The sequence below is a fragment of the Pseudarthrobacter sp. WHRI 8279 genome (assembly GCF_040224115.2).
Lineage (GTDB): Bacteria > Actinomycetota > Actinomycetes > Actinomycetales > Micrococcaceae > Arthrobacter.
The window spans coordinates 172,566-197,875 of record NZ_CP168162.1 but is presented as its reverse complement, the minus strand read 5'-3'; the positions used below and the strand labels follow the sequence as shown (position 1 = coordinate 197,875).

At 64.0% G+C, this 25,310-nt stretch carries 23 protein-coding genes; 11 read left to right on the top strand and 12 right to left on the bottom strand.

Annotated features, from left to right (window positions below; all coding sequences use genetic code 11):
- The first annotated feature begins 647 nt into the window (after window positions 1-647).
- On the top strand, window positions 648-2,600 hold the full coding sequence (locus ABRP28_RS00935; RefSeq protein WP_350003822.1) for an ATP-binding protein: 1,953 nt from the start codon (window positions 648-650) through the stop codon (window positions 2,598-2,600).
- A gap of 355 nt (window positions 2,601-2,955) precedes the next feature.
- Here the strand turns inward: ABRP28_RS00935 and ABRP28_RS00930 are convergent, their stop codons facing one another.
- From ABRP28_RS00930 to ABRP28_RS00920, 3 genes are read right to left on the bottom strand one after another with little or no spacing between them, the layout of a single operon-like run.
- Window positions 2,956-3,741, bottom strand: coding sequence for a carbon-nitrogen hydrolase family protein (locus tag ABRP28_RS00930; RefSeq protein ID WP_350003823.1), 786 nt, complete (start codon window positions 3,739-3,741; stop codon window positions 2,956-2,958).
- Window positions 3,742-3,783: 42 nt separating this feature from the next.
- The gene (locus tag ABRP28_RS00925; RefSeq protein ID WP_350003824.1) at window positions 3,784-5,133 is read right to left on the bottom strand and encodes an APC family permease; all 1,350 of its coding nucleotides are present in this window, start codon (window positions 5,131-5,133) and stop codon (window positions 3,784-3,786) included.
- A gap of 9 nt (window positions 5,134-5,142) precedes the next feature.
- Window positions 5,143-6,021: a carbon-nitrogen hydrolase family protein gene (locus ABRP28_RS00920; RefSeq protein WP_350003825.1), complete on the bottom strand. Its 879-nt coding sequence runs from the start codon at window positions 6,019-6,021 to the stop codon at window positions 5,143-5,145.
- Window positions 6,022-6,116: 95 nt separating this feature from the next.
- On the opposite strand from ABRP28_RS00920, the gene ABRP28_RS00915 reads away from it, so the two are divergent.
- A complete protein-coding gene (locus tag ABRP28_RS00915) occupies window positions 6,117-6,887 on the top strand; it encodes an FCD domain-containing protein (protein WP_350003826.1) in 771 nt (256 codons plus the stop codon).
- Window positions 6,888-7,643: 756 nt separating this feature from the next.
- Here the strand turns inward: ABRP28_RS00915 and ABRP28_RS00910 are convergent.
- Window positions 7,644-8,471 (bottom strand): hypothetical protein, encoded by an 828-nt coding sequence (locus tag ABRP28_RS00910; RefSeq protein WP_350003827.1) that lies wholly within the window; start codon window positions 8,469-8,471, stop codon window positions 7,644-7,646.
- 204 nt (window positions 8,472-8,675) lie between these two features.
- Between ABRP28_RS00910 and ABRP28_RS00905 the strand changes: the two genes are divergently transcribed.
- Complete coding sequence (locus ABRP28_RS00905) at window positions 8,676-9,215, top strand: hypothetical protein (RefSeq protein ID WP_350003828.1); 540 nt, start codon at window positions 8,676-8,678, stop codon at window positions 9,213-9,215.
- A 343-nt stretch (window positions 9,216-9,558) separates the two neighbouring features.
- Here the strand turns inward: ABRP28_RS00905 and ABRP28_RS00900 are convergent, their stop codons facing one another.
- Both ABRP28_RS00900 and hisC read right to left on the bottom strand, forming a co-directional pair.
- On the bottom strand, window positions 9,559-10,971 hold the full coding sequence (locus tag ABRP28_RS00900) for an amino acid permease (protein WP_350003829.1): 1,413 nt from the start codon (window positions 10,969-10,971) through the stop codon (window positions 9,559-9,561).
- A gap of 55 nt (window positions 10,972-11,026) precedes the next feature.
- Window positions 11,027-12,124 carry a histidinol-phosphate transaminase gene (gene hisC, locus ABRP28_RS00895; RefSeq protein ID WP_350003830.1) on the bottom strand — a complete coding sequence of 366 codons (1,098 nt, stop codon included), beginning with the start codon at window positions 12,122-12,124 and terminating at the stop codon, window positions 11,027-11,029.
- A gap of 93 nt (window positions 12,125-12,217) precedes the next feature.
- Between hisC and ABRP28_RS00890 the strand changes: the two genes are divergently transcribed.
- Window positions 12,218-12,721 (top strand): Lrp/AsnC family transcriptional regulator, encoded by a 504-nt coding sequence (locus tag ABRP28_RS00890; RefSeq protein WP_350003831.1) that lies wholly within the window; start codon window positions 12,218-12,220, stop codon window positions 12,719-12,721.
- Between the two features lie 119 nt (window positions 12,722-12,840).
- Entirely contained in the window at window positions 12,841-14,499 is a 1,659-nt protein-coding gene (locus tag ABRP28_RS00885) for a thiamine pyrophosphate-binding protein (RefSeq protein ID WP_350003832.1), read from the top strand.
- Window positions 14,500-14,530: 31 nt separating this feature from the next.
- Here the strand turns inward: ABRP28_RS00885 and ABRP28_RS00880 are convergent, their stop codons facing one another.
- Window positions 14,531-15,190: a dihydrofolate reductase family protein gene (locus tag ABRP28_RS00880; protein ID WP_350003833.1), complete on the bottom strand. Its 660-nt coding sequence runs from the start codon at window positions 15,188-15,190 to the stop codon at window positions 14,531-14,533.
- Window positions 15,191-15,300: 110 nt separating this feature from the next.
- Here ABRP28_RS00880 and ABRP28_RS00875 point away from each other — a divergent pair, with 110 nt between their 5' ends.
- Window positions 15,301-15,519 carry a hypothetical protein gene (locus ABRP28_RS00875; RefSeq protein WP_350003834.1) on the top strand — a complete coding sequence of 73 codons (219 nt, stop codon included), beginning with the start codon at window positions 15,301-15,303 and terminating at the stop codon, window positions 15,517-15,519.
- A gap of 40 nt (window positions 15,520-15,559) precedes the next feature.
- Here ABRP28_RS00875 and ABRP28_RS00870 read toward each other — a convergent pair whose 3' ends face one another.
- From ABRP28_RS00870 to ABRP28_RS00855, 4 genes are all read right to left on the bottom strand, one after another.
- On the bottom strand, window positions 15,560-15,685 hold the full coding sequence (locus tag ABRP28_RS00870) for a hypothetical protein (protein WP_350003835.1): 126 nt from the start codon (window positions 15,683-15,685) through the stop codon (window positions 15,560-15,562).
- A 101-nt stretch (window positions 15,686-15,786) separates the two neighbouring features.
- Window positions 15,787-16,557 (bottom strand): type 1 glutamine amidotransferase domain-containing protein, encoded by a 771-nt coding sequence (locus tag ABRP28_RS00865; RefSeq protein WP_350003836.1) that lies wholly within the window; start codon window positions 16,555-16,557, stop codon window positions 15,787-15,789.
- A gap of 63 nt (window positions 16,558-16,620) precedes the next feature.
- Window positions 16,621-17,406 carry a hypothetical protein gene (locus tag ABRP28_RS00860; protein ID WP_350003837.1) on the bottom strand — a complete coding sequence of 262 codons (786 nt, stop codon included), beginning with the start codon at window positions 17,404-17,406 and terminating at the stop codon, window positions 16,621-16,623.
- 52 nt (window positions 17,407-17,458) lie between these two features.
- The gene (locus ABRP28_RS00855; RefSeq protein WP_350003838.1) at window positions 17,459-18,070 is read right to left on the bottom strand and encodes a TetR family transcriptional regulator; all 612 of its coding nucleotides are present in this window, start codon (window positions 18,068-18,070) and stop codon (window positions 17,459-17,461) included.
- Window positions 18,071-18,219: 149 nt separating this feature from the next.
- On the opposite strand from ABRP28_RS00855, the gene ABRP28_RS00850 reads away from it, so the two are divergent.
- The 5 genes from ABRP28_RS00850 to ABRP28_RS00830 all read left to right on the top strand — a co-directional run bounded on the left by ABRP28_RS00850 (window position 18,220) and on the right by ABRP28_RS00830 (window position 23,415).
- The gene (locus ABRP28_RS00850; RefSeq protein WP_350003839.1) at window positions 18,220-19,554 is read left to right on the top strand and encodes an NtaA/DmoA family FMN-dependent monooxygenase; all 1,335 of its coding nucleotides are present in this window, start codon (window positions 18,220-18,222) and stop codon (window positions 19,552-19,554) included.
- Between the two features lie 32 nt (window positions 19,555-19,586).
- Window positions 19,587-21,092: a DHA2 family efflux MFS transporter permease subunit gene (locus tag ABRP28_RS00845; protein WP_350003840.1), complete on the top strand. Its 1,506-nt coding sequence runs from the start codon at window positions 19,587-19,589 to the stop codon at window positions 21,090-21,092.
- A 17-nt stretch (window positions 21,093-21,109) separates the two neighbouring features.
- A complete protein-coding gene (locus tag ABRP28_RS00840) occupies window positions 21,110-21,628 on the top strand; it encodes a flavin reductase family protein (RefSeq protein WP_350003841.1) in 519 nt (172 codons plus the stop codon).
- On the top strand, window positions 21,625-22,368 hold the full coding sequence (locus ABRP28_RS00835) for an NAD(P)-binding domain-containing protein (RefSeq protein ID WP_350003842.1): 744 nt from the start codon (window positions 21,625-21,627) through the stop codon (window positions 22,366-22,368). Before ABRP28_RS00840 ends, ABRP28_RS00835 begins: the two co-directional genes overlap by 4 nt.
- Window positions 22,369-22,518: 150 nt before the next feature.
- On the top strand, window positions 22,519-23,415 hold the full coding sequence (locus ABRP28_RS00830) for a 2-dehydropantoate 2-reductase (protein ID WP_350003843.1): 897 nt from the start codon (window positions 22,519-22,521) through the stop codon (window positions 23,413-23,415).
- Between the two features lie 70 nt (window positions 23,416-23,485).
- Here the strand turns inward: ABRP28_RS00830 and ABRP28_RS00825 are convergent, their stop codons facing one another.
- Complete coding sequence (locus ABRP28_RS00825; RefSeq protein WP_350003844.1) at window positions 23,486-25,306, bottom strand: calcineurin-like phosphoesterase family protein; 1,821 nt, start codon at window positions 25,304-25,306, stop codon at window positions 23,486-23,488.
- Window positions 25,307-25,310 lie beyond the last annotated feature (4 nt).

Genomic DNA, 25,310 nt, shown 5'->3' with positions numbered 1-25,310 from the left:
CGATCTTTTTGACGTCGCCGGACTTCAGAACAACTTTGTGACCGCGCCGCCATCGAGTGCCGGAACTACGGCTGACTCCGACGATCCGGCACGCTTCGGAATTGCGCATTCCCTGTTTCATCAGCTGATCATAGTGAGCCCGTGCAGCGTTCCTTGGAGGAGCACCCCGTGACTTCCGCGGTCGTTTCATGTCTGCCAGTTGCAACTCCTAAATGGTCAGGTGTTGCAACGACCACTAGACGCCCAGTCCACAAAATGGCTCACTTTTCGACCATCGCTGACACGGAGCTTTTAGTATTTCTCGGCGTGCCCCAACAATCCACAGGCACAGCATTCTCGAGAGCCTAAGTCGGTCATCGCCGAATACATTCTGACCTCCATTTCATGGTAAGCCACATCCGTTCTTACTCGACTCGGGTTGACATACTTGTAATTTCTCTCCGCTGGTCCGGTTCCTTATTGGAATTCCATTGGCATCTATCGAATCCTGGTGTCAAGGCCACGACATCATCAAGGACTCGGGAATTTAATCATGCTGGGCAGGCCTATCCAACGATCAGCTCGTTGCTCCCCTAACCGCGCCAAAAGGTGACGACGGCTGCGCTAGAATCACAAACAGCTATGTCCGCCGGAGAAAAGGTCGCCTGATGAGTCTCGATATTTTTGGTACTACCAGTCTTGACGAGGCTGCGCGCCGAGACCTTATCCGTAAAGAACTTCTGAACCTTACTACGTCGTACTCAGACGAAGCTGATATTTTTGCAGAGTTGGTGCAGAACGCCGTCGACGCAATCACGATGCGACCAGTGGCCGCTCAAGATGATAAGGGCAAGCTCACCATCGTAATCGGGCGACGGAAAAACAACGCTCACTACTTCTACGTGCAGGACAACGGGGTCGGCATGGACCCGGACATCGTCGAAAAGGTCTTTATCCCGAGCTTCTCATATGGCAAGAGCCAGGGAAAGTCCATTGGTTACAAGGGCGTTGGGCTTTCTTACGTCGTAGCCGTATCCGACCATCTCGCCATCAGGACCCGGAGTGACAGCGCCACGACGGAGCGCACGATTCGATACACCAACGGCTGGGTGACTGACTCCGAAAAGCCTCAGCCGGCAGTTACGGCTGAATTCGATGTGCCCGAAGTAGTTGCCAAGGTCGCAGAATCCATCAGCAAAACCGGTACGGGCGTTTACTTTGCCTTCCATCCTGGGTCAGATCCCCGGACGCTCGATAACCTCGTATATGTCGACAGCGCCAAGAAGGAGCTCCGTTCCTGGGCTGCATTCCTGTGCGCTAGGACTCCAGTGGGTCTCGCCTTGGCGGAGGGTGCCGAGCCAGCCACGCCCATGGATGTACGTATCGTTCTGGACCGGGGCGACGTAACCGATGAGGCCACGTTCGAACGGTCCAGATACAACCTTTCGGAAGGAACGGTCGGCTACCCATTCCCCGAAACCGTGTTCCGCGTGGGCATCAACACGGCGGAGATCGACAAGACGCCAATAGCGCAGATGATCTTCCGGCACGAGCGCAAGCACCAGGCCATCTTCCATGAATGGTCGGCGCAGGAGCTGGTGGACGAGATCGAGTTGTTGGACGACGACGATCGCGCACTCTTGGCCTCACACCTCGTCTGGGTACGGGGCTACCTCTGCTACAGCACCGACGTGTTGAAGAAGGTGCGCGAGGAGATGGGGACGCGGGCCGCAGTTGTGAGGTACGGAGCTAAGTTGGCCGTGGATGGGGCACCGCAGGGACGTCCGGTTGAGCTGGCGTTAACCTCCGACCAGGGCCTCGACAGGCAGACTCACATCGTCCTCGGGTTCTCAGAACTGGGGCTCGACACAGGCAGGAAAATCGTCTCGGACGAGCGCATCACCAGGGCAATCAACAGAGTGACGCAGCGTGTCGTGACCAAGTTGAAGGACTACCGTTGGGCTCTCAAAGTGAAAGACAAGGCGCCGGTTGCTTCCGACCTCACCAAGTGGGTCTCGGACATCAACGCGCGGGCCGGAAACTCAATCATCCCTGAGTTGTTTAAGAACCTGGGCTGCGTGCCTCCTGCCCGCGTCGACCCTGACAATGAGCAGGAAGTTATTGCACTTTGGACAGCGTTGGTAACGACAGGGACTCTCCCAGGTTATTCGATGCGTGCGATTTCCGGGTTTAACCGGTATGACGCCCTCGTGGATATTGAGTCCGATGCGATGAAGAATGATGGGGCCCTGGCCGCAATTGCGGCGGACTTTCATCCCAAAAAGAACGCCGTTCTCGAGTTCAAGTGGTCCTTCGACAGCCTAATCACAGATTTCGAGCAAAAGGTCAAGCTCCCACAGGAGATCGACTTAGTCGTGTGTTGGGACTGCGGCGACCTGAATATGCGCGTGGGAGGTTTGGTGCCGACTTATGCAAAGTGGTCCCATGAGCGACGTCTGCGAGCTGCATCATATAACTGGAGCGACGACTCCGGGGCCATCCAGTTTCCTGTGATAGCTCTGCGTAACGTTATTACCGAGTTGCTTGTCGAACGAGGCGTGAACGTAGGAAAGCCACTGCTCGATATCTTGGTCAACCGTGACAGTGAGAAGCATGTGTGAATTAACACTTAGTCCAGTACGTCCTATTGTCAAAAGCCTCCTCGGCTGGCTCCATGCCAGCCATACTGCCGCATGTAACCCCCTCTAACCCTCATAAATCCCAATAGCGCCGGAGAACAAAGAACTTGGGTAACTCTTTACACGGCCTATGGGCAGGAGAAGCTACCAAGCGACGAGCATATACAGGAAAAATCTCTCCATACCCTTTTCCCCTGGCATCGGCTCCCTCCAGTGTCACCGGGCCACGCTCGCGAAACTATCATCGTGGGTAGCCACATTAGAAGCGATAGCCGCAATTCGGGCAAGCTTCCGGCCAAGGTCCTCGAGCTTCGGGCATTGAAACCGATCTCGCCCCCTACAACCTCCTTTGCCGGAACATCGGGAACGACTCCTGCACCCGGTCCACCGTGTCCAGCGAAACCTCCACCGCCCGCACCCCGGGCTCCAGCCCAAGGTCGGCCTCAACAACACCCATCGGATCCACCAATACGCTCCGCCCCACCGACACCGGCGGCGCCTGGCACACCCCCGCCACGTACACGCTGTTTTCGATGGCCCGGGCAGCGTTCAGCGCCAGCCACTGTTCCGTCTTGTGCTCGCCCGGGACCCAGGACGAGCAGACCAGCAGGACCTGCGAGCCGGCGTCGGCCAGGGACCTGGCCAGCTCTGGGAACCGCAGGTCGTAGCAGGTCATCAGCCCGAACCGCACTCCCCCGTGCTCGAACACCACCGGAGCGGTGGACGGTCCCGGCCTGATGAACTCCGATTCCCCGAACCCCTGCGCGTCGAAAAGGTGGATCTTCCGGTAGGAAGCCAGCCGGCCGCCGTCGGGCCCGTAAGCCACCAGCGTGTTGTACGCCCGGCCCGGTTCATCCGAGGTTTCCACCACGCCCGCCACCAGCGCGATGCGGTGGCGGCGGGCAATAGAGGCGAGTTCCCGGCAGACGGGTCCGTCCAGCGGCTCGGCCACCGCGGGGAACGTCGCGTCCACCTTCTTCTTCTCGTAGGTGGCGTACTCAGGGAAGGCGACCAGCGCGGCACCGTCGAGCGCTGCCTCCGCGGCAAACCGGTCGATCGCGGCGAGGTTGGCGCGGATGTCGGCGCCCGACTCCAGCTGCCCCAAGGCAATCCTCACAAGCATTCCTTCCCTTGGCCCGGCCGCCACACTACAGAACTGTCAGGGTCAGGCGGCGGCCTCGACCGTCGCCTTCTCCGTGGCGGTCATCTCCGGCGGCGAGGCCTTGAAGCCGCGCGTGATCAGGGCCAGGACCACCACGCCCAGCACCAGCCAGGACACACCCAGCGTAATGGCGTTGCTGTCCAGCCGGGAGAGCAGGTAGGCGCAGATGATCGCGCCGATCACCGGGACCACCACATAGGACACCGGGTTCAGCTGCTGCCCGGCCCGGCGCTGGCGCACGTAGTGGAACACCACCGAGGCGTTCACCAGCGTGAAGGCGGTGAAGGCACCGAAGTTGATGAACGACGTCGACGTGGCCACGTCCAGGAAGATCGCGATCAGGCCCACGATGCCGGTGACCACCAGATTCGCCACCGGGGTGTGGAACTTCTCGCTGAGCTTGCCGAAGACCGCCTTGGGCAGGACGGAGTCGCGGCCCATCGCGTACAGCAGGCGGGAGGCGCTGGCCTGCGCGGCGAGGCCGGAGGCGAACTGCGCCACCACCAGGCCGGCCAGGAACACGGCGCCGAACAGCTGCCCGCCGATCTGCAGGGCGATGGAGCTGGCCGCGGACGCCGAGTCCTCGAACACGCCGCCGGGGTGGACCAGCTGGGTCACGTAGGACACGGCCACGAAGATGCCGCCACCGATCAGGGCCACGAGCATGATGGCGCGCGGCACGGTCCGGCGCGGGTTGATGGTTTCCTCGGTGAGGGTGGTGACGGCGTCGAACCCCAGGAACGAGTACGCGGCAATGGCCGCACCGGCGGAGATGGTGGCGAAGCTGGCGGTGCCGTTGAAGAACGGCTGCGCGCTGGCCAGTCCCCCGGCGCCGTTGGCGGACACCACGCTGCCGATGGCCAGCGCCACGAAGAACACCAGGACCAGCAGCTGGAACGCCATCAGCACGTAGTTGGCCTTGTCCGCCACCTTGATGCCCAGGATGTTCAGCAGCGTGGTGATCACGATGAAGCCCACGATCCAGACGCCGATGGGGATGCCGGAGAACTGGGCGCTGAGGTAGGAGCCGCCGATGAGCCAGATGACCATGGGCAGGAAGAGGTAATCGAGCAGCACGGCCCAGCCCACCAGGAACCCCACCCGGGAATCGATGGAGCGGCGGACGTAGGTGTAGGCGGAGCCGGCCACGGGGAAGGCGATTGCCATCCGGCCGTAGCTGTGCGCGGTGAACAGCATGGCCACCAGCGCCACGAGGTACGCGGCGGGCGCGGCGCCGCCGGTGGTTTCGGCAATGATGCCGAAGATCCCCAGGACGATGATCGGGGTCAGGTACGCCAGCCCGAACAGGACCAGCGAAGGAAGCTTCAGCGTACGGGTGAGGGTTGTTGTCACGGTGTTTCCTTAGGACTTGTAGGACGGCGGTGTCCAAGTGGCCGGATTGATCCGGCCTTGGTAGACGGAAAGTTCGATGGCGGGCTCCCCCTCGCGGAACTGCGACCAGGGGCGGTTGAGGTTCTCCGTGCCGTGGGTACGGACGCGGTCGACGGCGGCAAGGTCCAGTTCCGCGGTGAGCAGCTGCGGCTGATCGTCGGCTGCTTCGGCGAGGGTGTTGCCCTCCGGGTCCACTATGATGCTCTTGCCTTGGCCCGTGGGGCCGGCGCAGTTGACGCTGACCATAAAGACCTGGTTGACGATGGCGTTGGCCTTGGCCAGGATCAGTTCCTGTTTGCGGTCCGGGGTGGTGGTTTTGACGACGTTGAGGATCACGTCGGCGCCCATCCAGGCGAGTTGGCGGGACACCTCCGGATACCAGGCGTCGTAGCAGATGTTCAGGCCCACCCTGCCGATGCCGGGCAGGTCCACGGTGGTGAACCGGTCGCCGGGATCGTAGGGCTCGAACGGGCGCCAGGGGAAGATCTTCCGGTAGTAGCCGGCGAGCTCCCCGTCCGGGGACAGGACCAGCTGGGTGTTGAACAGCTGGCCTTCCGGGCCGCGTTCGCAGACGCTGCCGGGGACCAGCCAGATATTGAGGTCTTTTGCCAGTTGTTTGAGCTCTTTGACCCGTGGGCCGACCAGGGGCTCGGCACTTGCCTGCAGCATTTCGGTGCGCTGCAGGTCCGGGTCTTCGTCGCCGAAGAGGTGGAGCTCGGGGAAGACGACCAGCTTGCTGTGCGGCTGGGCTTCTAGGGCTTCTTTGACCTCGTCCGCGAAGGCCGAGACGGGTTCCCCGATGAGCCGCGGCCGGGCCTGGGCAGCGATGAGGGGAAGGATGCGTTGCATGGGTTTGTCTCCGCGTTGGGGTGTGATCCGGGTTATATTAGATCAGAATGAACAAATAAAGGAAAGGGGGCGGCGTGGGCCGTAAGGTAGCGGATATGACCCGTCAGCTGGAGGACACCGCCGAGCCCTCGCGCCTTGGCGCCGGCAGGATGCCCGGGATGGACCGCCGCAGTGCGATGGATGCGGTGCGAATGCGGATCGGAATGGCGATTTCGCTTGGGCTCTTGAAACCGGGCGAGCGGCTGCCGGACCAGGAAGATGTGGCTCTGGGCCTGTCGGTCAGCCCGATCACGGCGCGGCGTGCATTGGCGAGCCTGGCGGAGCAGGGTGTGGTGGTGCGCCGGCGTGGCCGGGCCGGCGGAACGTTTGTGGCGGATTCGCCGCCTACGGATGTTTTGTCGGAGCTTTCTGCTTCGCCGGCGGAGTCACAGGCGGTGAACCAGCTGGTTGACCGGAGGCTGCTGTTCGAATGCGCGGTGACCCACTATGCGGCAGTCAATGCCACTGCTGCCCAGCTGGATGAGCTGGAAGGGCTGACACGGGACATGGCCGAGGCCACCGACTGGTCGGTCTACCACCAGGCCGACGAGCGGTTTCATCAGCTGGTGGGGGCGGCGTCAGGAATGGGCACCGCCGTCGAGGTCTATCACGAGACGCTCGCCGAGCTCTACGACTATTTCATCCCCTACCCCATCGAGAAGCTGCACAAGTCCAACCACGACCACATCGCACTCGTCGCAGCCCTCCGGGCCGGCCGGGTTGAGGAGGCCGTGGAGGTCTCGCGAAAGCACGTGGACATCCTGCACCGGACGATGTTTATGGGGCTTGCGCAGGGCGGGACCAAAATATCTGGACCCCGGGCATAACGAAACCTTGGGTCATGGGTCGTCAGGATTCATCGTATGGATGGACGGAGCCCTGGCTGCCATATGCTAGACCATCGCGGCCTGTCGTAACTGGGAAAGCGGCTGCTGCACTGCATAATCCAACACATGTGGGATACCTTCTGGCCTGACGTCCTAGTAACTGTCATCGGGGCAGTCTTAACTGTCGCCATCGCTTACGGCACCTTCCTGCTGCAGCAAAGGCGAACAGAGAAGCAGGTCCTGACTAACCTAATTCACGACTTACATCACAGGCGGGCTCTTCGGGCCTTCGCTCCTGAATATGTGGAAGGCGCGTCAGACTCGGACGACCTTAAACGCACAAGCTCCAGCGTGCTCGAGGTGCGTGAGCAGATCCGCACCACGCGAAACAGCCTTCCTCCGCGTTCCAAAGCGAGTCCTCTACTCTCGAAGATGCTCGTGGCATGCAACCAGCATTTGCGCGAGTCCGCCCGCGAGCCTGATTGGTATCAAGAACACCTCATCGAGCTCCGGACGTCTCTTACCTATGGAGTCGAGGAAATCTGTTCGAAGGTCCGGTGCCTAACGTTCCTCGAGCCAGGTAGTGCCATGGACAAAACAGGCATACGAAGAAACGAGCGCATCCCCCGCCGAACCGAAGGGTCCACCAGCGACTAGCGTCGTCGGTCGTCAGCTACCCCTCGCAGGGCTGGGTCATCGCGGCGGACAAGAGGATTGACCACCCTCAGATAGCCCCAGCCTCGCGATCTCTGTTCCCTATGAGCGCACGACTACTCCGGCACGACTTTCTGAAAGTACTGAATCTGTAACAGCGTGAACTGCTTCAGCCAGTTCTCTATCGAGGAATGACTCAACGAAGTTGATAGCAATGATCCCAGGAGTGCTTTGATCTGAAATGACGGACAGCTGCATCGCAAGCCAAGCCTGTACCCGGGGTAACCATGAAGTCCGTCCCTCATCTGCATCGTACAGGTGCAGTTCAGTAAGGAAGTCCTTTACAAAAACGTCTGGATCCTGCTTTGGGTCTGCGTATCGGCTGTCTACGACTAGTGCCAAGTAGAGTGCCATAGCGCCGCGCTCGTAAAGTCTTACGAGCTCCAATGTGGCCGGCATATCAACACCGATCGGTGCACGCACTCCTTGAATTGTGCCGTGACCTGCGCCGGGTTTCCAGCTACGCTCGCGCTCGATGATTTCCGCCGACGGCAACACCTCCCTGAGCCTTTCGGCAGCGCCCTGCAGCCTGTACATTGCCCGATGCGTCTCAACTTCGGCCGCATTTCGTTGCTGAATCAACTCCTTGGCCCGACTAGATCCTGGATCTGCAGCCAGGAGCTTCCGCGGATCCTCCTTCCAAAATACGTGCATAGCTGCTTTTAGCTCGGCCATCGCCTCAAACAAGGCGACTCTGGATTGCGTTATTAGGTCTGCCCGCCCGGCCGCGTAGTCCAAGGAGGCCCGTTCTACGGTTTCAGACGCTATCGCTATCGCCCGCGTGCCAAGCACAGTGGCAAGAACGACACCTGCCACGGCCGAAAGTGCAGTTACCAGATTTATGACTAGTGAGACTAACTCGGTGTCCAAAGTTCCCCAATGCTAGAAATGTAACTTGGATATAGAAGCACATTTTCAGTCTTCGAAAAGCCAAATGAGCAGGAGTCCCTATCCATGCCCTAAATGACGAATCGCTCTCGACAACGGATAGCGGTGGATGAATGGCCCTGACTGCTTTCTCGGGTTGACTGCAAACCCTTGAATTTGCCTCATGCCCGTCCGAATATAGAGTGCGTGACGGATGAAGTGCCGTGGTATGCCCAGCTGCGCAGCCAGTGGAAGCCTGACCGCGTGAAGTTGCTAATGATCGCCGAAAGCGCCCCGGCCGACGGTGGGGACGACTCGGCCCGGAATTTTTTCTACGCTGCAGACCGGCTTGGTCCGGATAACCTGTTCCGTGGCGTGGTTGAAGCTATGTACGGAACCTCGAACGCGGACCTGCAGCGAAGCGGAAAGCGTCCCTGGCTGGAACGCCTCCGCGATGACGGCTTTTTCCTCATTGATCTCGCGTCATACCCGGTAAATGGTTTGGTCACAGCCGAGCGGCGGCGAATCCTACAGGAAGCCATTCCTGGATGCATTGAACGGGCTGTCGCGCTTCATCCCGCAGGTGTCGTTGTTGTGAAAGCGGACCTCTACGCACTACTCGCCGTGCCATTGCGTGACGCAAGCCTTCCACTCCTGCAGGACCAGCCGATTCCGTTTCCCCTCGGCAATACCCGCGCCCAATTCGTCGCGCAGTTCAACTTGGCCCGATCAAGGCTTCCCGGATAGGACTCATGCCACGGCAGAACCGGTGCTGGCACGAATTCGCCGTCCCCGGATGGATGGCCGGCCCTTACCTCGCCAACGCCAGACGCACGCCAAACCCGCGCTCAACGGCCGCTTCGTACAGCAGCCGCCTGCCGCGCCTTCTGCTCTCGAATTGGCTACGTGAAGGCTGCCATGATGGCGGCGGCCTCCGCCATGACCCAGCAGGCTGCCGCGGACCCCCTGACGGATACGCCCGCTTCTTCGGGGCACCGCCACCGGTCGTTTCGACGAAAGGCGCGCCCCGCTAAAGCCGGACGCGCCCTTTGTGTGCCTTGAGCCAGCGCCGTGAGTCCGGCCGCCGATTTCAGTCGATGAGCACCGGCTGCTTGTCACCCTCAGGAGAACCGACACGCGGCCGAGTGTCCCGCCTGCGGTGATTCACCCAGCACCCCACAGCAAGAACCGCCACGAGTCCGAAGGTGCTCAGGAGCTGGGGACGTGAATCCTCGCCGATGAAGCCCACCGTGAAGATTGCCGCGAGGATGAGCAGGCCAAACACCGTGAGCCACGGGAAGCCGGGCATGCGCAGCGGAAGCTCGGTTCCCTCGCGGTCGGCACGGAGGCGCAGCGCCAACTGGGCGAGGAGCGCCGACGTCCACACCAGCAGGCACGTCGAACCCACAATGTTCAGCAGTACGCCAAGAACCATCTCGGGGAACGCCAGCTCCAGCACCACCGTGACAACGCCAAAGGCGACGCTCGCCAGGACTGCGACCACAGGAACCCGCGCCTTGGACACGGCGGCAAGCACGCGGGGCGCCTCGCCCCGCTCCGCGAGGGAGTACGCCATCCGGGAGGCACCGTAGAGGTTGGCGTTGAGGGCCGACAGCAGTGCGGCGACGGCTACCAAAGTGATGGCGGTAGCCGCTCCGGGCATTCCAGCGGCTTCCAGCACCGCGGCGAACGGGCTCTTCAGCCCCTCAGAACCGACGGGAACCACAGCCGCGATGATGAAGATGGCACCGATGTAGAACACCAGGATGCGCCAGAGCACAGTGCGCACTGCCTTCTTGACGCTGCGGGCGGGTTCGGCGGTCTCAGCTGCGGCCACGGACACAATCTCGGTGCCGCCGAACGCGAATGCCACCACAAACAGCGCCGTGGCAATCCCGGCGAAACCGCTGGGGGCAAAGCCATCGCCCATGAAGTTGGACAGGCCCGGCGACTGCACGCCAGGCAGCCAGCCGAAGAGCAGGGCAGCGCCCACAGCCAGGAACACCACGATTGCCGCCACCTTCAACAGAGCAAACCAGAACTCGAACTCGCCAAAGTTCTTCACGCTGGTCAGGTTCACGGCGGTGAGCACAACAATAAACACGAAGGCCATCAGCCACACCGGCAGCGCCGGGAAGATGGTCGCCAGCAGGCCTGCCGCACCAAGCGCTTCGGCCGCGATGACCACCACGAGCTGGATCCACCAGAGCCAGCCCACGGTGGCGCCGGCCACCGGCCCGTAGGCCTTGGCTGTGTAGACGGAAAACGCACCGCTGTCCGGGTTGGCCGCGGCCATCTCGCCGAGGGCCCACATCACCAGGATGATGAGGGTGCCGGCCACGAGGTAGGAGACCAGCACGGCCGGGCCGGCAGCCTGGATGCCGGCGCCAGATCCGATGAACAGGCCCGCGCCAATAGCGCTGCCAAGGCCCATCATCGTGAGCTGGCGCGGTTTGAGGGCCGCGCCGAGGGCGCGGGCAGACGTCTTTGTCTGGAGTTCCATGAGGATTCCTCTGATGTGTTGGTGGAACAGGTTGGGGTTGAGGATCAGTTAAGTTTCAGGCCGCGTGGGCTTCCAGAATCCGGAACACGCGGTCGTTGGAGGTGGGGTCGGCAACGGTGATCCGCACGCCGTCGCCCTGGTACGCGCGGACCATGATGCCGGCGGCATTGAATGCGTCCACCAGCGTCGCCAGAAGATCGTCGTCGGCACGGATCCACAGGAAGTTGCCCTGGCTCGGCTGCAGCTTCCAGCCCTGGGCTTCCAGCTGCGCTGCCATCCGCACGCGCTCCTGCTTCACTGCGGCCACCCGCGCTTCCATCTCCTCCCCCGCGTCCAGCGAAGCGATGGCCGCCTTCTGGGCCAGCGCGCTCACGGAGAAAGGCAGGGCGGTCCGGCGCAGCCCTTCGGCAATGGCGGGTGTGGCCACGGCATATCCCACGCGCAGGCCGGCGAGCCCGTAGGCCTTGGAGAAAGTCCGCAGGATGCAGACGTTCGGGTTGTAGCGGTAAAGCGCCAGGGAATCGGGGCCGCTGCCGGCTTCGGCGTATTCCACGTAAGCTTCGTCGATCACCACCAGGATGTCGGAGCGGACAGAGCCTAGGAACGCCTCGATGCGCTCGTGGCTGATCGGCACGCCGGTGGGATTGTTGGGCGTGCACAGCAGGATGACCTTGGTGCGCTCGGTGACAGCCGCGGCCATGGCATCGAGGTTGTGGCCCTCAAGGTGGTCCAGCGGGATGCGGACCGGCCGGGCGCCTGCCAGCTCCACCAGGATGGGGTAGGCCTCGAAGGAGCGCCACGCAAAAATCACTTCATCCCCGGCGTCGCACAGTCCGGTGATGATCTGCTGGAGGACGCCCACGCTGCCGGGACCCACCGCAACCTCTGCGGCGGTGACACCCAGGTGCCGGGCGATCCGTTCGCGGAGTTCGACGGCGGCCATGTCCGGGTAGCGGTTCATCCTGCCCGCCGCTTCGGCCACCGCGGTGATGGCTGCGGGCAGCGGCTCGTAGTGGCTTTCGTTGCTGGCGAGGGCTGCGATGTCCGCGCCGGCGCTGCGCCGGCCGGGGACGTAGGAGGGAAGGCCGGTGACGGCGCCACGAAGGGTGGGCAACGCAGTGTCCGGTGCAGTCAGGAGTTGATCGGGGGTCATGAGGACTGACTATGGAAGTGACCCGGCCCACATTGCAAGATACGCTCTAGCCATTGGGACTTCTGCTCAACTTCTAGTATCTGTGGTGAAAATATGACCATCGCGAACACTCGCACCCTTGATTCGCTCGACGGCCGCATCATCCTTGCCCTGGACAAGGACCCCGAAGCCAGCGCCCTGGCACTCTCCCGGACACTCGGCGTCGCACGCAACACCGTCCACGCCCGGCTGGCACGGCTGGAGCGCAGCGGCGCGCTCCGCTCCTTCAGCCGCAGGCTGGACCCCGCCGCACTCGGCTACGAACTGATGGCCTTCCTCTCGCTGGAAATCAGCCAGACGCGGTTCGGCTCAGTGGAAAGCGGGCTCGCCGCCATCCCGGAGGTCATCGAGGTGCATGCCACCACCGGGGACGCAGACCTCATGGCCAAGGTAGTGGCCCGCGGCACCGCCGACCTCTACCGCATCACCAACCAGATCCTGGAAATCGACGGGATCCAGCGGACCAGCACCGCCATCTCCGTCATGGAACTCATGCCGCCCCGCTACGACGGCCTCATCAGCCGCCTGTCCGAGCAGGAATCCGGCACCTCGGACTAGGAGCCGGTGCAGGCACCCGTGCTTGGGCGTTTTGTCACTTCTCCCAGCACCTGCTGCCAAAAGTCCCAACTTCATCCACGGGTATTGCAAATGTGAGATGCAGGCCACACGATGCCTGCATGACTACTCTTACCGTCTCAGGCCGCGTGGCACAGGTTCTCAGCAGCTACGTCAGCGATGTATTTGGCGTCATGGGCAACGGCAATGTCTACTTCCTGGACGCCGCGGAGACGCACGGTCTCCGCTTCACCCCGGTCCGGCATGAAGGCGCCGCGATCGCCGCGGCCGACGCCTACTACCGGTCCTCGGGACGCCTCGCCGCCGGCACCACCACCTACGGCCCCGGCTACACCAACGCGCTCACCGCCCTGGCCGAGGCAGTCCAGGCGCAGATACCCGTGGTGCTGGTCACCGGGGACGCCCCCACCAGCGGCGCCCGACCGCAGGACGTGGACCAGACGGCCATCGCCGCGGGCCTCGGCGCGGCCACCTTCACCGTCACCCGCGACGCCGCCGGACCCATCACCCGGCAGGCGGTGGAGTACGCACTCACCAAGCGCACCGCCGTCGTGCTTGCCATCCCCTACGACCTCGCGCCCCTTGAGGCTGCGGACGAGATCCTTCCGGCGCCGCACGCGCCAAAGGTGACGGACGACGTCGACGGCGGCCTTGGGCAGGTTGCCCGCCTGCTCGCCGGTGCCAAGCGGCCGCTGATCCTGGCCGGCCGCGGTGCGCACCTCGCCGGCGCCGGGCCGGAACTCCGCGATCTCGCCGACCGCTTGGGCGCCCTGACCGCCGGAACCGCCCTGGCGCTCAACCTCCTCAACGGCGAGGGGTACCTGGGCGTCGCCGGCGGTTTCGGCACGAACACCGCGGCCGGCCTCATGGGCGAGGCGGACGTGGTCCTGGTGGCCGGCGCGAGCCTAAGCCCCTTCACCATGCGCTTCGGGCACCTGCTCGGCCCGGACAGCACCGTCATCCAGATCGACGCCGGCCTGCAGCCGACCCACCCCCGGGTGGACCTGTTCGTCAGCGCGGACGCGAAGACTGCTGCTTCGCGTCTGCTCCAGCTGCTGGATGGCGAGGCTGCGGCGGAAGGCTGGCGCACGGAAGCGTCCCGGCGTCTGACTGAAGGCCCCGGCCACCACCCAGGCTCGGACGAGACCCCCGACGGCAGACTGGACCCGCGCGCCCTTGCCACCGCACTGGATGCCGTGCTGCCGGAGCGCCGTACGGTGGTCCAGGACGGCGGGCACTTCATCGGCTGGGCGCCGATGTACTGGAACATCCCGCGGCCGCAGGACCTAGTGATGGTGGGGACCGCCTTCCAGTCCATCGGTCTTGGCCTGGCCAGCGCCGTCGGCGCAGCCCGCGCGGTGGAGGACGGCCGCACCCTGGTGCTAGCCTCCGGCGACGGCGGTTTCCTGATGGGCCTGGCCGACCTCGAATCGCTGATCGGTGCGGCTCGCAGCGCGATTGTGGTGATCTACAACGACGCCGCCTACGGGGCCGAGATCCACCAGTACGGCTCCCAGGGCCTGACGGAAAAGCCCATGATGATCCCCGAAGTAGACTTCAGCGGGGTTGCCCGGGCGTTGGGTGCTGAGTCGGCGGTCATCCGCTCGCTTGGTGACCTATCCGCGCTGCAGGACTGGATCGACGCCGGCGCCAAGGGGACCTTCGTGGCCGACTGCCGGATCACGTCCAGCGTCCGGGCGCCGTGGCTGAGCGAATGGATGGCAGCCTCGCAGGCAGCGAAGGCGGCGGTGGCGGGCTGAACCCTGGTGCCGCCGTCGGGCTTTCCCCCGCCTACGCCACCGCGCGTCGGGTGAAAACCAGATGGACAACCCCCTGCGGGGAGGGGGTCGCTTCAATGTCAAAGCGTTCTTCGAGGCCCTCGAGTCCGTCCCAGAGCCGTTCACCCCGGCCCAGGAGGACCGGCACGAGGACACAATGCATGTGGTCTATGAGGCCGGCCTCGAGGAACTGACGCACCGTACTGGCGCCGCCGCCGATCCTGACGTCCATGCCGGGCGCAAGGGCTCGGGCCTGTTCAAGCGCGGCGGCAGGGTCCGCATCAACGAAATGGAAGGTTGTTCCACCTTCCATCTCGAGTACCGGCCGGGGATGGTGTGTCAGGACAACCACGGGAGTGTGGAACACGGGGTTATCGCCCCACCACCCCTTCCAGTCCTCGTTCTCCCAGGGACCGCGCTGGGGACCGAACTTGTTGCGCCCCATGATTTCGACGCCGACCCCGGGTCCCCACTGGCTGGCGAAAGCCTCGTCGACACCGAAGGATCCTTCCGTTTCCCCATGGATGCCCATCGCGCGGAAGGTCCGCGTCTCGAAGGCCCACTCCATCAGCCGCGTGCCTGCATGGCCGAATGGAGCGTCCAACTGTTGGCCTTCGCCGGTGCCGAAGCCGTCGAGGGAGACCGAGAAGTTGTGCACGCGGACAAGGGACATGGCGTCTCTCCTGAAGTGTCGTTGGCAGCCACTGTATGGCGGTCGGCCCAACCACTCAAGGGCTGATGCGGGCCTCCTTAGTGCTTACCGGTGCCCGGTACCCTGTTCCCATGAGCACCCGAGACACCCCTGCACAGATCGGGGACCTGCCTCCTCTGGGCCGGCCGGCCAACAGCGCCCTGCTGCAGGCGGGCATCACGACGCTGGTGCAGGTGGCGTCACACGGACCTGGTGAGCTGCTCGCCCTGCATGGCGTGGGACCCAAAGCCATCCGTCTCCTCGAAGCCGCGCTGAAAGAGCGTGGGTTGGAGTTCACCGACCCTTCGTAGCGGACAAACGTACGCAACTGCCGCCCTGCATGAGGACCAGTCAGTCGTTGGGTTCGTCGGCTTCTGCCTCACGATCATTCGTGCCTGGCTTGTCGTGAACCTTTTTCGGGATCTTGCCCTCAACGTCAGCGGGAACGGGAGGGTCCTTCTCATCATCAGTAGACATAGGCCAAGCCTAAGCGGCACCGCGGTAGCTGCCGCCCGCACGCAAAAACTGACAGCCACCCAATCATCCGGGTGGCCGTCAGGTTTACTAGCGCGTTGGGGTTACTGCTCCGCTTCCGCGGCGGCAGCTGCCTTGATGGCGTCCTTCTCGGCGCGCAGGGCCTCCGCGTCGTGCTGTTCCACGGCCTTTTCCTGGTGGATGACCGCTGCGAAGAGCTTCTCCATCTCCTTGGCCACGCCGGCAGCGGACGCCGGGTTCTGGCCGGTCACCAGGCGGTCGTCAACCACAACCTTCTCTTCAAAGACGTCAGCGGACACATGTGTGGCCCCCTGCTCCTCCAGCCGGTCTGCCAGGAAGAACGGGATGACCTTGTCCTTGCCTGCCGCGACCTCCTCGTCGTTCGTAAACGCGGCCACCTTGCGGCCCTCGACGAGGCGAAGCCCGTTTTCCAGCTCCACGTTCAGCAGGCCGGCCGGTCCGTGGCAGACCGCGCCCACCAGGCCACCGTTGTTGTAGACGCTGGCCACCAGGTTCTGCAGGCCCTCACTGTCCGGGAAGTCCCACATGGTGCCGTGGCCACCCACGAGATAGACGGCGTCGTACTGCTCCGGATCAACGACGTCGACGCGGGCCGTGTTGTAAAGGCCCGCGCGCGTGGTCTCATCCTCCGTGAAGGCGACCTGGATGGGATCTTTCGTGTCCACCTCGTCGCGCGGGGGCTGGCCGCCCTGGATGGACGCAAAGTCGACGAAATGCCCTGAATCCTTGAACACTTTCCAGGGATGTGCAGCCTCGGCCACGTTGTAGCCGGTCTTCTCTCCGGTGTCGCCGATCTCGGAAACGCTGGTCAGTACCATGAGGATTTTCTTCATGAAATGCTCCTTTCGTCCGCCTCCCACCCTACGCCCGGGCCACTGCGAACCTTCCCGGCTTCATCAGGGCTGGCCTGTGGGGACCAGCCGGTACGCGAACCGGCTGTCCAGGCCGCCGGGTCCCATCGTGAGGTCGGCCCCCTCGGTGGGCAGCACCACGGGCGCCTTGAACACGCTCCCGCTGCACGGGACCTGCACGGGCGCGAGGACTTCCACGCCCTTCCAGGTGGCCACGGACAGCTCGGCTACCGGCAGTCCGGCACAGACGAGCTGCAGTTCGTACTCGCCCGGCTGGGCCTGCAGGCCGGCGGTGGTGGTTGTGTTCCCGCTGCCGGTGCCCCGCAGCTCGCCGGGCACAGGCGGTTGCAGCTGCTGTGCTGCCCAGTCTGAAAGGTCTTCGAGCTCCGAAAGCCTGCGGTCAGGGTTGGCCTGCACCTTGACGCCCGTCGCGGCCGGCCGGCCGCTTGGCGGCACCGCGCTGATGGTGAGGGGACCGCCGTCGTGCCTGACAAAACGGTCCAGCGTGGAAGTGCACTCAAAGCTGGACGCCTCCGGGACGCCGTCGGCTTTCACAACGGTGAGCTTCGCCCCGTAAACCCCTGCGCAGGCGCCGGTGACCAGATAGTCGCCGGGCGCCAGGTCAAGGGACAGTTTCCCGGCGGGTTCTGCCTCGGACGGCAGGCCGGGGTCGGCAGGGGAAGCCTGAAGCAAACGCGCCACTTCGCTGACGTTCTCCTCGAAGGACGCGGCCGACGGCGTAGCGGGCGGCGGGGATGAAGGTACCGGCGGCTCGTCCGGGCCGCTGTACTCACACCCCGCCATTGATATGGCCACAACAGCCGAAACCATGAATATTCCTACGCGCCGAACCGGCATCCCCCCAAGAGACATGGACCCGAGTCTACGGTCTCCCCTGGCGCGCGGTATCCGTAGCGGACACAGCCCATCCGTTCTTGACGAGGGATGTCAGGGCTTGGGTGGAAAGCTCGTCAGCCATGGCCGCATCGCGCACCCAACTGGTAGCCAGCGCGGCGAGGAAAAGGTCCCGCCCCCGGACTTCGGGCCGCGCAGTGCCCTCTTCCTGGGCCGCCGTCAGGAACTCGTCGGTGGTGGTGATGAACCCCTGGCAGGTGATGCCCAGCGGGGACTTTTCCGTGGTGGTGGCCGTCCGGAGCGGTTCAGGCAACCCATCAAAGGCGCCCGCCCACTCGATCAGGGCATCAAGCCACAGTTCAAGACAGCTGGCCGCACCTGCCCCTTCCGCGCGGATGGCGTCACGCCGCGAGACGAGTTCCTCGTCGCGCGCGGTCAGCAGGGCTGCGAGCAGTGCCTCCCTGTTGGGGAAGTGGCGGTACAAAGTCCCCGCACCGACCCCGGCCTTTTTGGCGATCGCGTCCAGCGACCCTGATACCCCGTGCTCGGAAAAGTATTGTGCGGCGGTATCGAGGATGTGGTCCCTGTTGCGCTGGGCGTCAGCCCGGGGACTGCGGCTGCCGGATGCCGTTCTGGCCATGGTTCACCCCTTGCATTGACAAATCGGAGACACTCTCCGTATCGTTTCTTCCTAAGAGGAGACTATCTCCTTTTTATCTTCCGTGTCATGTGCTTGCGGCTGTGCCCGGAACCCCCTTCCCCCTTGATTTGCAGCCAAAGGATCTCGTCATGTCCCCTTCCCCTGACTCTCAAATGCTGCTGGCATTGCAGGTGGCCAATGGTTACGGGGCCCAGCCCGGCGCCTGGCGGATGCCCGGGGTGGACCCCTCAAGCTACGTGGACATGGATGTCATGACGCGTTATGCCCAGGCGGCCGAGCGCGGGAAGATCCAGCTGATTTTCCTGGCGGATACCCCTGTTCTCGATGTGGACCTGGAGCGCGAGGCACCCCATCACGCCATTGATCCCCTTGTGGTGCTCACGTCGATGGCGCGCGGGACGGAGCGGATCGGTCTTGTCGCGACGGCATCGACGACGCTGAATGAGCCGTTCACGATTGCCCGGCAGTTCAAGGCACTGGATGTGGCCAGCCGCGGCCGTGCCGGCTGGAATGCCGTTCCCACCTCGCATCCTGACGCGGCGGCCAATTACGGAATTACTCTGCCGCCGCGGGAGCAGAAGTACGAGCGCGTCCACGAGGTGGTCCAGGTTGTCCAGGCGTTATGGGGCAGCTGGGGCATTGACGCCTGGGTGCGTGATGTCGACGGCAAGCGGTTCGCCGACATGTCCCGGATCCAGCCGGTAAACCTTCGCGGCCGCCATGTGTCCTCCGCCGGGCCGCTGCCCATTCCCCCGTCGGAGCAAGGACAGCCGGTGATTTTCCAGGCCGGCGGCGGAGTCCACGGGCTGGAGGTCGCCGCCCGCTACGCCAGCGGTGTATACGCAAATCCGTTCACTATTGAAGAAGGCCGGGCGCACCGGGATGCCCTGCGGGCAGCCGCTGAACGGGTTGGCCGGAACCCTGACGAGGTGAAGCTTTTCGCCGGGTTCATGCCCAGCATCGCCTCGTCCCGACGCACTGCTCTTGACCGGCGACGGAAGCTTGATGAGTCGGTGGATCTCAACCAGCGCGTCCGTTACCTTGGTGCGCTGATCGGCCTGCCCCTCTCCCCGGACCAGCTCGATGAGCCTCTCAATGGGCAGCAGCTTGCCGCTGCCCATCCGAGCCCGGGTGACCCGCGGTCCCGCCGTGCGCTTGAGGTAGCGCGCGAGGGCTGGACCCTGCGGGACGTGCTGGCGCACGGCGTCATTGACTACCACCCGGTTGTGACAGGTACCGCCGCTGACGTCGCCGATCACATGCAGGAATGGTTTGAAGCAGGCGCCTGCGACGGGTTTTCCCTGGCCATCGATGTTTACGCCGACGGGATCGACGCTTTCGTGGACCAGGTTGTTCCGCTGCTGCAGGAACGGGGCCTGTTCCACCACGACTACGCGGGAACCACTCTCCGCGACCATCTCGGCGCCCCGGCGCAGTACGGCCCGGACCCGCGCCTTTCCTGATCCTTTTCTACCCCTCCTTGGAGAACACGAACATGGCTTTAAACTCATCCGCTACAGACCACCCACGGAATCCTGGCTCCCACGAACGGCTCGCACCGGGCAATGCGCTCGTTATCGGCCTGCTGATGGTCTCAACCTTCCTCGTCCTCCTCAACGAAATGCTGCTGGGCGTAGCGCTGCCGACGCTGATATCCAGCCTGGAAATCACCCCTTCGGCCGGGCAATGGCTGACCACGGGCTACCTCCTGACCTTGGCAGTACTGATCCCGGCGACCGGATTCGTGATGCGCCGTTTCCACCTGCGGACGATATATCTCAGCGCGATGGCACTCTTCATCATCGGAACAGCAATTGCGGCCGCAGCCCCGGGATTCGGGGTCCTACTCACCGGCCGCATCATCCAGGCCGTTGGAACGGCCGTGTTCGTGCCGCTGCTCATGACCACCGCGATGCGCCTTGTCCCCGAATCACGTCGCGGTTCCATCATGGCGATCGTCACCGCTGTCCCAGCAATAGCACCGGCCCTGGGCCCGGCCATCTCCGGGTTCGTGCTGTCCTACCTGCCCTGGCGCTGGCTCTTCATCCTCATCCTGCCGATCGCCGTAGCCGCCCTGGTTCTCGGTGCCGCCAAACTCAAAAACATCACAACCCCGGAACCGGTCACACTCGATGTTGCGTCCCTCGTGCTGTCCGCTGCCGGATTCGGTGCTTTGGTCTACGGACTGGCATCGATCGGGGAATCCGTATCAGGACACGCACAGGTCCCGCCCTACCTTCCCATCGCGGTAGGCGCTGCCGGCGTGGCTGCCTTCGTCTTTCGTCAGATCGCACTGCGACGCCGCGGCGACGCGCTGCTGGATATGCGCATCTTCCGCACCAGGTCCTTCGTCATACCCCTGGTCGTAATGCTCTTTATCGCCATTAACGGATTCGGCATCCTCATCATCCTTCCCCTGGTCCTTACCGGAGCCCTGGGATTGGGGACCATGGCAATCGGGCTCTTCCTGGTGCCCGGCGGAGCCATGATTTCGATTGTCTCCGCCCTTGGTGGAAGGGCCTACGATCGGTTCGGACCACGTCCGCTGGTAATCCCGGGTGCACTTATTTGGACGGCGAGTATCTGGTTCCTCAGCACACTCAACGAGACCAACGGCGTCTTCGTCTACCTGGCGGCCTACCTAGTCATGTCCGGAGCCCAGGCGATGATGTGGGCTCCACTCACCACCCTGGCACTGTCTTCCCTGCGCACAGACCTTTACCCTCATGGCAGCGCCGCATTCACCACTGCCCAGCAGTTGGCAGGTGCGGCCGGGGGCGCTGTACTCGTCTCGGCCTACACCATCGGAGCCAACTCAATACACGCCGGGGCGCTAAGCGTCACCGAGACGGTCTCCGCAGGACAAGCCGCCTTCACCACAGCCGGGTTCATCGCGTTCGGCGCGTTGCTCGGCGCGCTGTTCGTCACCAACCACCGGAATTCGTCCGAAGACCGCACCCCGGCCGCCGTGGACCAACAGCCCATATCGGTGATCTCGTAATGCAGGCTGGACTGGACTTGAGGGAGTTCAAAAGCCTCTTCCGGCACCATGCTGCAGCCGTAGCCGTGGTGACGTTGACTGGCCCGGGCGGTCCAGTGGGATTCACGGCGACGTCGATCACATCCGTTTCTGCAGAGCCGCCGGTACTGGCCTTCTCGGTCAGCGCCGCGTCGTCCTCATGGCCGGCACTGGCCAGCACGGACACTGTCGTGGTGAATTTCCTTGCCGGCAATCAGGCTGGCCTGGCCGCGAGGTTCGCGACTTCCGGGATTGACCGGTTCGCTGCCGGCGACTGGTTCCTTCTCCCCACCGGAGAACCAGCACTGGAGGACACCCGGGCCCGTGTTCGCGCCCGGATCCTTGACCGTGTCCCGGCCGGAAGCAGCTACATCCTCACGTTGCTTGCCCTCGGCCACAGCTACCCCCAACCCGCCGCCGGTCCACTCCTCTATCTTGACGGCACGTACCACCAGCTATCAGAGACCACAGCAAAGGCCCCAACAACGGGACCATCTTCGATGAAAGGCATGACATGAACATCGGCATCCTTGGCGCCGGATCGATCGGATCAATCCTCGCCCGCAAGCTCAGCACTGCTGGACACAACGTCAAAATCGCCAACTCCCGCGGACCCCACACCATCGACCCAAGCATCGTGGCGGCCGGCGCCCGGGCAGTCGACGCCACCGACGTCATCAACGACATCGAGGTCCTCATCATCTCTGTGCCCCTCAGCAGCGTGTCCGCGGTCAAGGCCCTCATCGCTGACCTGCCCAACGAGGTGGCCGTCATCGACACCTCGAACTACTACCCCTTGCGCGACGGGCATATCCAGGCCCTCGACGAAGGCCAGGTTGAAAGCGTCTGGGTTGCCGAACAACTCGGCCGGCCCGTGGCAAAAGCCTGGAATGCCGTCCTGGCCGGATCCCTCGAGGCCAAGGGGAAAGCAGCAGGAGCTCCCGGCCGCCTCGCGGTCGCAGTAGCCGGTGACCGTGACGTGGATAAGCGTGCAGCAATGGCGCTGGTCGAAGCCACCGGGTTCGATGGCGTCGACGCCGGCAGCCTGGCCGAATCATGGCGCCAGCAGCCCGGAGCCCCCGCCTACTGCACGGAGCTCACCCGCCAACACCTCCCGGCAGCACTGCAGGCTGCCAGGAAAGACCTCATATCCCCGCGCAGGGACCTCGCCATAACCACCATCACCGAGAAAATCGAAAACGGCGCAGTCCTCACAACCGACGACCTCGTGGAGATCAATCGCAGCATCTACAACTAGCCGAAGCGGCCTTCCCCTGGGGTTCAGGCGCCACAGGTGGGATGTCCCGCTGAAACGTCCTAGCCTTGGGACAGCGGATGCAAAGCCTCAACTGTTCCCAGGCTGCTGTGCCCGGTCCATCCTCGAACACCACCCGGAAGGTACGCACCCATGCGGATTCTCGTCGTCGGAGCCGGAGCAACAGGCGGGGCGTTCGGCACGCTCCTGCAGGAAGCGGGACGGGACGTCACGTACCTGGTGCGGCCGCGCAAGCAGGAGGTTCTCCGCCGCGATGGGTTGCGCTTCATCTCCCCCACTGATGACCGGACACACCAGGTGCAGACCATCACTGCGGCGGACAGGCCTGGGCCTTTTGATCTGATCCTGGTTACCGTCAAAGCCACCGCGCTGGACGGCGTGCTCGGCGAGATTGGCGCGTTCGTGGGGCCCCAAACCGCCATCATCCCGATCCTCAACGGCATGGCCCACGTGGACCGGCTGGAGCAGCAGTTCCCGGGCCAGGTCCTCGGCGGCCTGGCCCGGATCGTCGCCACCCTCGACGGCGATGTGGTCCGCCAGCAGGTGCCGCTCACGTCCCTCATGATCGGCGGCCTCAACGGAAACACCGTCCCCGCGGAGGTTTCCGACACCCTGGACGTGGCCGGCGTCGACTTCTCCACAGCCGACAACGTAACGGCCGCCCTGTGGGAGAAATGGGCCTTCATCGCTGCCGCGGGAATCGTCAACTGCCTGTTCCGGGCCCCGGTGGGACGGATCCTCGACGCCGGCGGGCGGGCCAGGATCCTGGAGGCCATCACTGAAACCGAAGCGGTGGCCGCAGCGGCGGGACATCCCGTGTCCGACGCCGCTCATACACAGGCGGTCGGGATACTCACCGAGCCGGGCTCGGCCTTCACCTCCTCGCTGTACCGGGACCTCACCGCAGGGCTGCCCTCCGAAGCGGAGCACATCCTCGGTGACCTCGCGCGCCGGGCCCGCGACCTGAACGTCCCCACGCCGCTGCTGGACCTCACGCTCATCCAGATCAGGGCCGGCCTCCCGCGCTGAGTGCGGAAAAGCCCTGGCACATGCCTCGTGCCAGGGCTGTCCGTATCCGCTATGCAGCGGAACTCGATCGTTATCCGGCGACCTGGAAGGTCAGGGTCTCCGTGAACGTCCGGCCGTACACGTCGGTGGCGGTGACAGTGGCGGTGTGCTCGCCGGCTGCCAGGTCGGCAGGCAGCTGCAGCCGCCACAGGTGCATCATGCGGTCGGCCAGGCTTCCGCCGTTGACCAGCTGCTCCTGAACCGCGACCGGGTCGGAGTACTCGGCGCCCACCAGCTGGCCTTCGCCCTGCATCTGCTGGGTGCGGACCGCCTCAACCGTCTCGCCGCCGTCGAGCTGTACCTTCACCGTGGATCCGGTGCTGCCCATCCAGAAGTTGCTGGTCAGCCAGGTGGTGTTGGCCAGATCGTCGCGGGAAACCGTCAGCGGGTCAGCGAATGCGGGGGCGCTGCCCTTGTTAGCCAGGTTCTGGGCGTACCACTCGCGGTAGCGCGGCGTGTTCAGGCCCAGGGACATCTGCAGTGACTCGTCCTCGCCGCGGACCGTGAAGCGCTCCTGGAACTCGGTGTTCTTGATGTCCAGCGTCAGCACGCCCGGCAGGCCGCCGTCGCGCTGGTAAGCGAGCGGGTAGCCCTCGGCGGTCTGGCGTCCGGAGTACCAGTCACCGGAGATGGCGCCGGCGGTGATGTGCGTGAACGGCAGGGCATCGATGCCGAACAGCTCGGACCAGCCTGCCAGCGAGTCGCCTTCGCGGAGGTTCTCGATGCTGTGGGTGTGCCCGCCCAGGGCAACCACTTCGCGGCCTTCGAGGATCTTGTAGATCTCCTTGACCTGCTCCACCTGGTGCTTGCTGCTGCCCTGGTCGGCGTAATCGAGCAGCGGGATGTGCTCGGCCAGGACGATCAGCTGGTTCTGCGGCACCTGGGCGATGTCATTGCGCAGCCATTCAAGCTGCTGCTCATCCAGCGAACCGGTGTAGTCGCCCTTCGCAGCCGGGAGCTTGGTGGGGAACTCCACGGTGTTCAGCGCGACGACGTGCGCCTTGCCGGCGTCGTAGGAGTAGTACTCCGGGCCGAGCTTGGCCTTGAACGTGTCGAACGTATGCTCGCTGCTGGTGGCATCGAAATCAAGGTCATGGTTGCCGGGGAGGAAACGGGCCGGGCCGTTCAGCATGCCGGCCAGTTCGCGGGTCTGCGGGTACAGCGAGAGATCATCACCCACCACGTCGCCGATGAACAGGGCGCCGCAGCCTGCATAGTCCGTTCTTGCGGCCAGGTCGGCGAAGGCGCCGGTGCGGGCGTATTCCACCTCGTCCTGGCTGTAGGTCTGGACGTCGCCACCGATGACGCAATGCTGTTCAGGGGACTGGGTCAGGCCGCTCTTGGCCAGCGGGAAGTTCACCTGGTCCGGCAGCTCTCCGGTCGGCTCGATGCCGCCGAACTTCAGCTCCGGCGAGCCGGCAGGCAAGTGGTGATAGAAGAACTGGGCCACGTTGTCCCCGTCCACCGGAACCTGGTAGCCGCGGGGCTGGGTTACGAAGACGGTCATGTTGTCGAACGCCGGCAGCTCGTAGCGGCCCTGGCTGTCCGTCTTCGTGACGTCACGCCCGTTGGACACAGTCACCCCGGCCAGGCCGCGCTCGTTTCCGTCCTGCACCGAGTCCTGGTCCTCGTCCACGAAAGCGATGCCGTCGATCACCTGCTGGTTCTCGTCAGGCCCTTCGACGACGTTCACGCTGCCGCGGTAGGCGGTGGCGTCCCAGTCGGCAGGCTCGGCGGCGTTGCCGCTGGACGGGTTCAACAGGGACGCGGCGGCGAGGACGGCCAGGGTGCTGGCAGTCAGGGCCACAGGCCGGGCGGGATGGAACTTGGACGGTCTGGCAATCAGGTACACGAAG

Coding starts and splice junctions, on each gene's coding strand:
- ABRP28_RS00855 (WP_350003838.1), bottom strand. CDS start 18,070: ATGGCCAGAACGGCATCCGGCAGCCGCAGTCCCCGGGCTGACGCCCAG.
- ABRP28_RS00930 (WP_350003823.1), bottom strand. CDS start 3,741: ATGCTTGTGAGGATTGCCTTGGGGCAGCTGGAGTCGGGCGCCGACATC.
- ABRP28_RS00900 (WP_350003829.1), bottom strand. CDS start 10,971: ATGGAACTCCAGACAAAGACGTCTGCCCGCGCCCTCGGCGCGGCCCTC.
- ABRP28_RS00850 (WP_350003839.1), top strand. CDS start 18,220: ATGTCCCCTTCCCCTGACTCTCAAATGCTGCTGGCATTGCAGGTGGCC.
- hisC (WP_350003830.1), bottom strand. CDS start 12,124: ATGACCCCCGATCAACTCCTGACTGCACCGGACACTGCGTTGCCCACC.
- ABRP28_RS00865 (WP_350003836.1), bottom strand. CDS start 16,557: ATGAAGAAAATCCTCATGGTACTGACCAGCGTTTCCGAGATCGGCGAC.
- ABRP28_RS00890 (WP_350003831.1), top strand. CDS start 12,218: ATGACCATCGCGAACACTCGCACCCTTGATTCGCTCGACGGCCGCATC.
- ABRP28_RS00860 (WP_350003837.1), bottom strand. CDS start 17,406: ATGGTTTCGGCTGTTGTGGCCATATCAATGGCGGGGTGTGAGTACAGC.
- ABRP28_RS00835 (WP_350003842.1), top strand. CDS start 21,625: ATGAACATCGGCATCCTTGGCGCCGGATCGATCGGATCAATCCTCGCC.
- ABRP28_RS00920 (WP_350003825.1), bottom strand. CDS start 6,021: ATGCAACGCATCCTTCCCCTCATCGCTGCCCAGGCCCGGCCGCGGCTC.
- ABRP28_RS00885 (WP_350003832.1), top strand. CDS start 12,841: ATGACTACTCTTACCGTCTCAGGCCGCGTGGCACAGGTTCTCAGCAGC.
- ABRP28_RS00870 (WP_350003835.1), bottom strand. CDS start 15,685: ATGTCTACTGATGATGAGAAGGACCCTCCCGTTCCCGCTGACGTTGAG.
- ABRP28_RS00915 (WP_350003826.1), top strand. CDS start 6,117: ATGACCCGTCAGCTGGAGGACACCGCCGAGCCCTCGCGCCTTGGCGCC.
- ABRP28_RS00880 (WP_350003833.1), bottom strand. CDS start 15,190: ATGTCCCTTGTCCGCGTGCACAACTTCTCGGTCTCCCTCGACGGCTTC.
- ABRP28_RS00830 (WP_350003843.1), top strand. CDS start 22,519: ATGCGGATTCTCGTCGTCGGAGCCGGAGCAACAGGCGGGGCGTTCGGC.
- ABRP28_RS00845 (WP_350003840.1), top strand. CDS start 19,587: ATGGCTTTAAACTCATCCGCTACAGACCACCCACGGAATCCTGGCTCC.
- ABRP28_RS00875 (WP_350003834.1), top strand. CDS start 15,301: ATGAGCACCCGAGACACCCCTGCACAGATCGGGGACCTGCCTCCTCTG.
- ABRP28_RS00935 (WP_350003822.1), top strand. CDS start 648: ATGAGTCTCGATATTTTTGGTACTACCAGTCTTGACGAGGCTGCGCGC.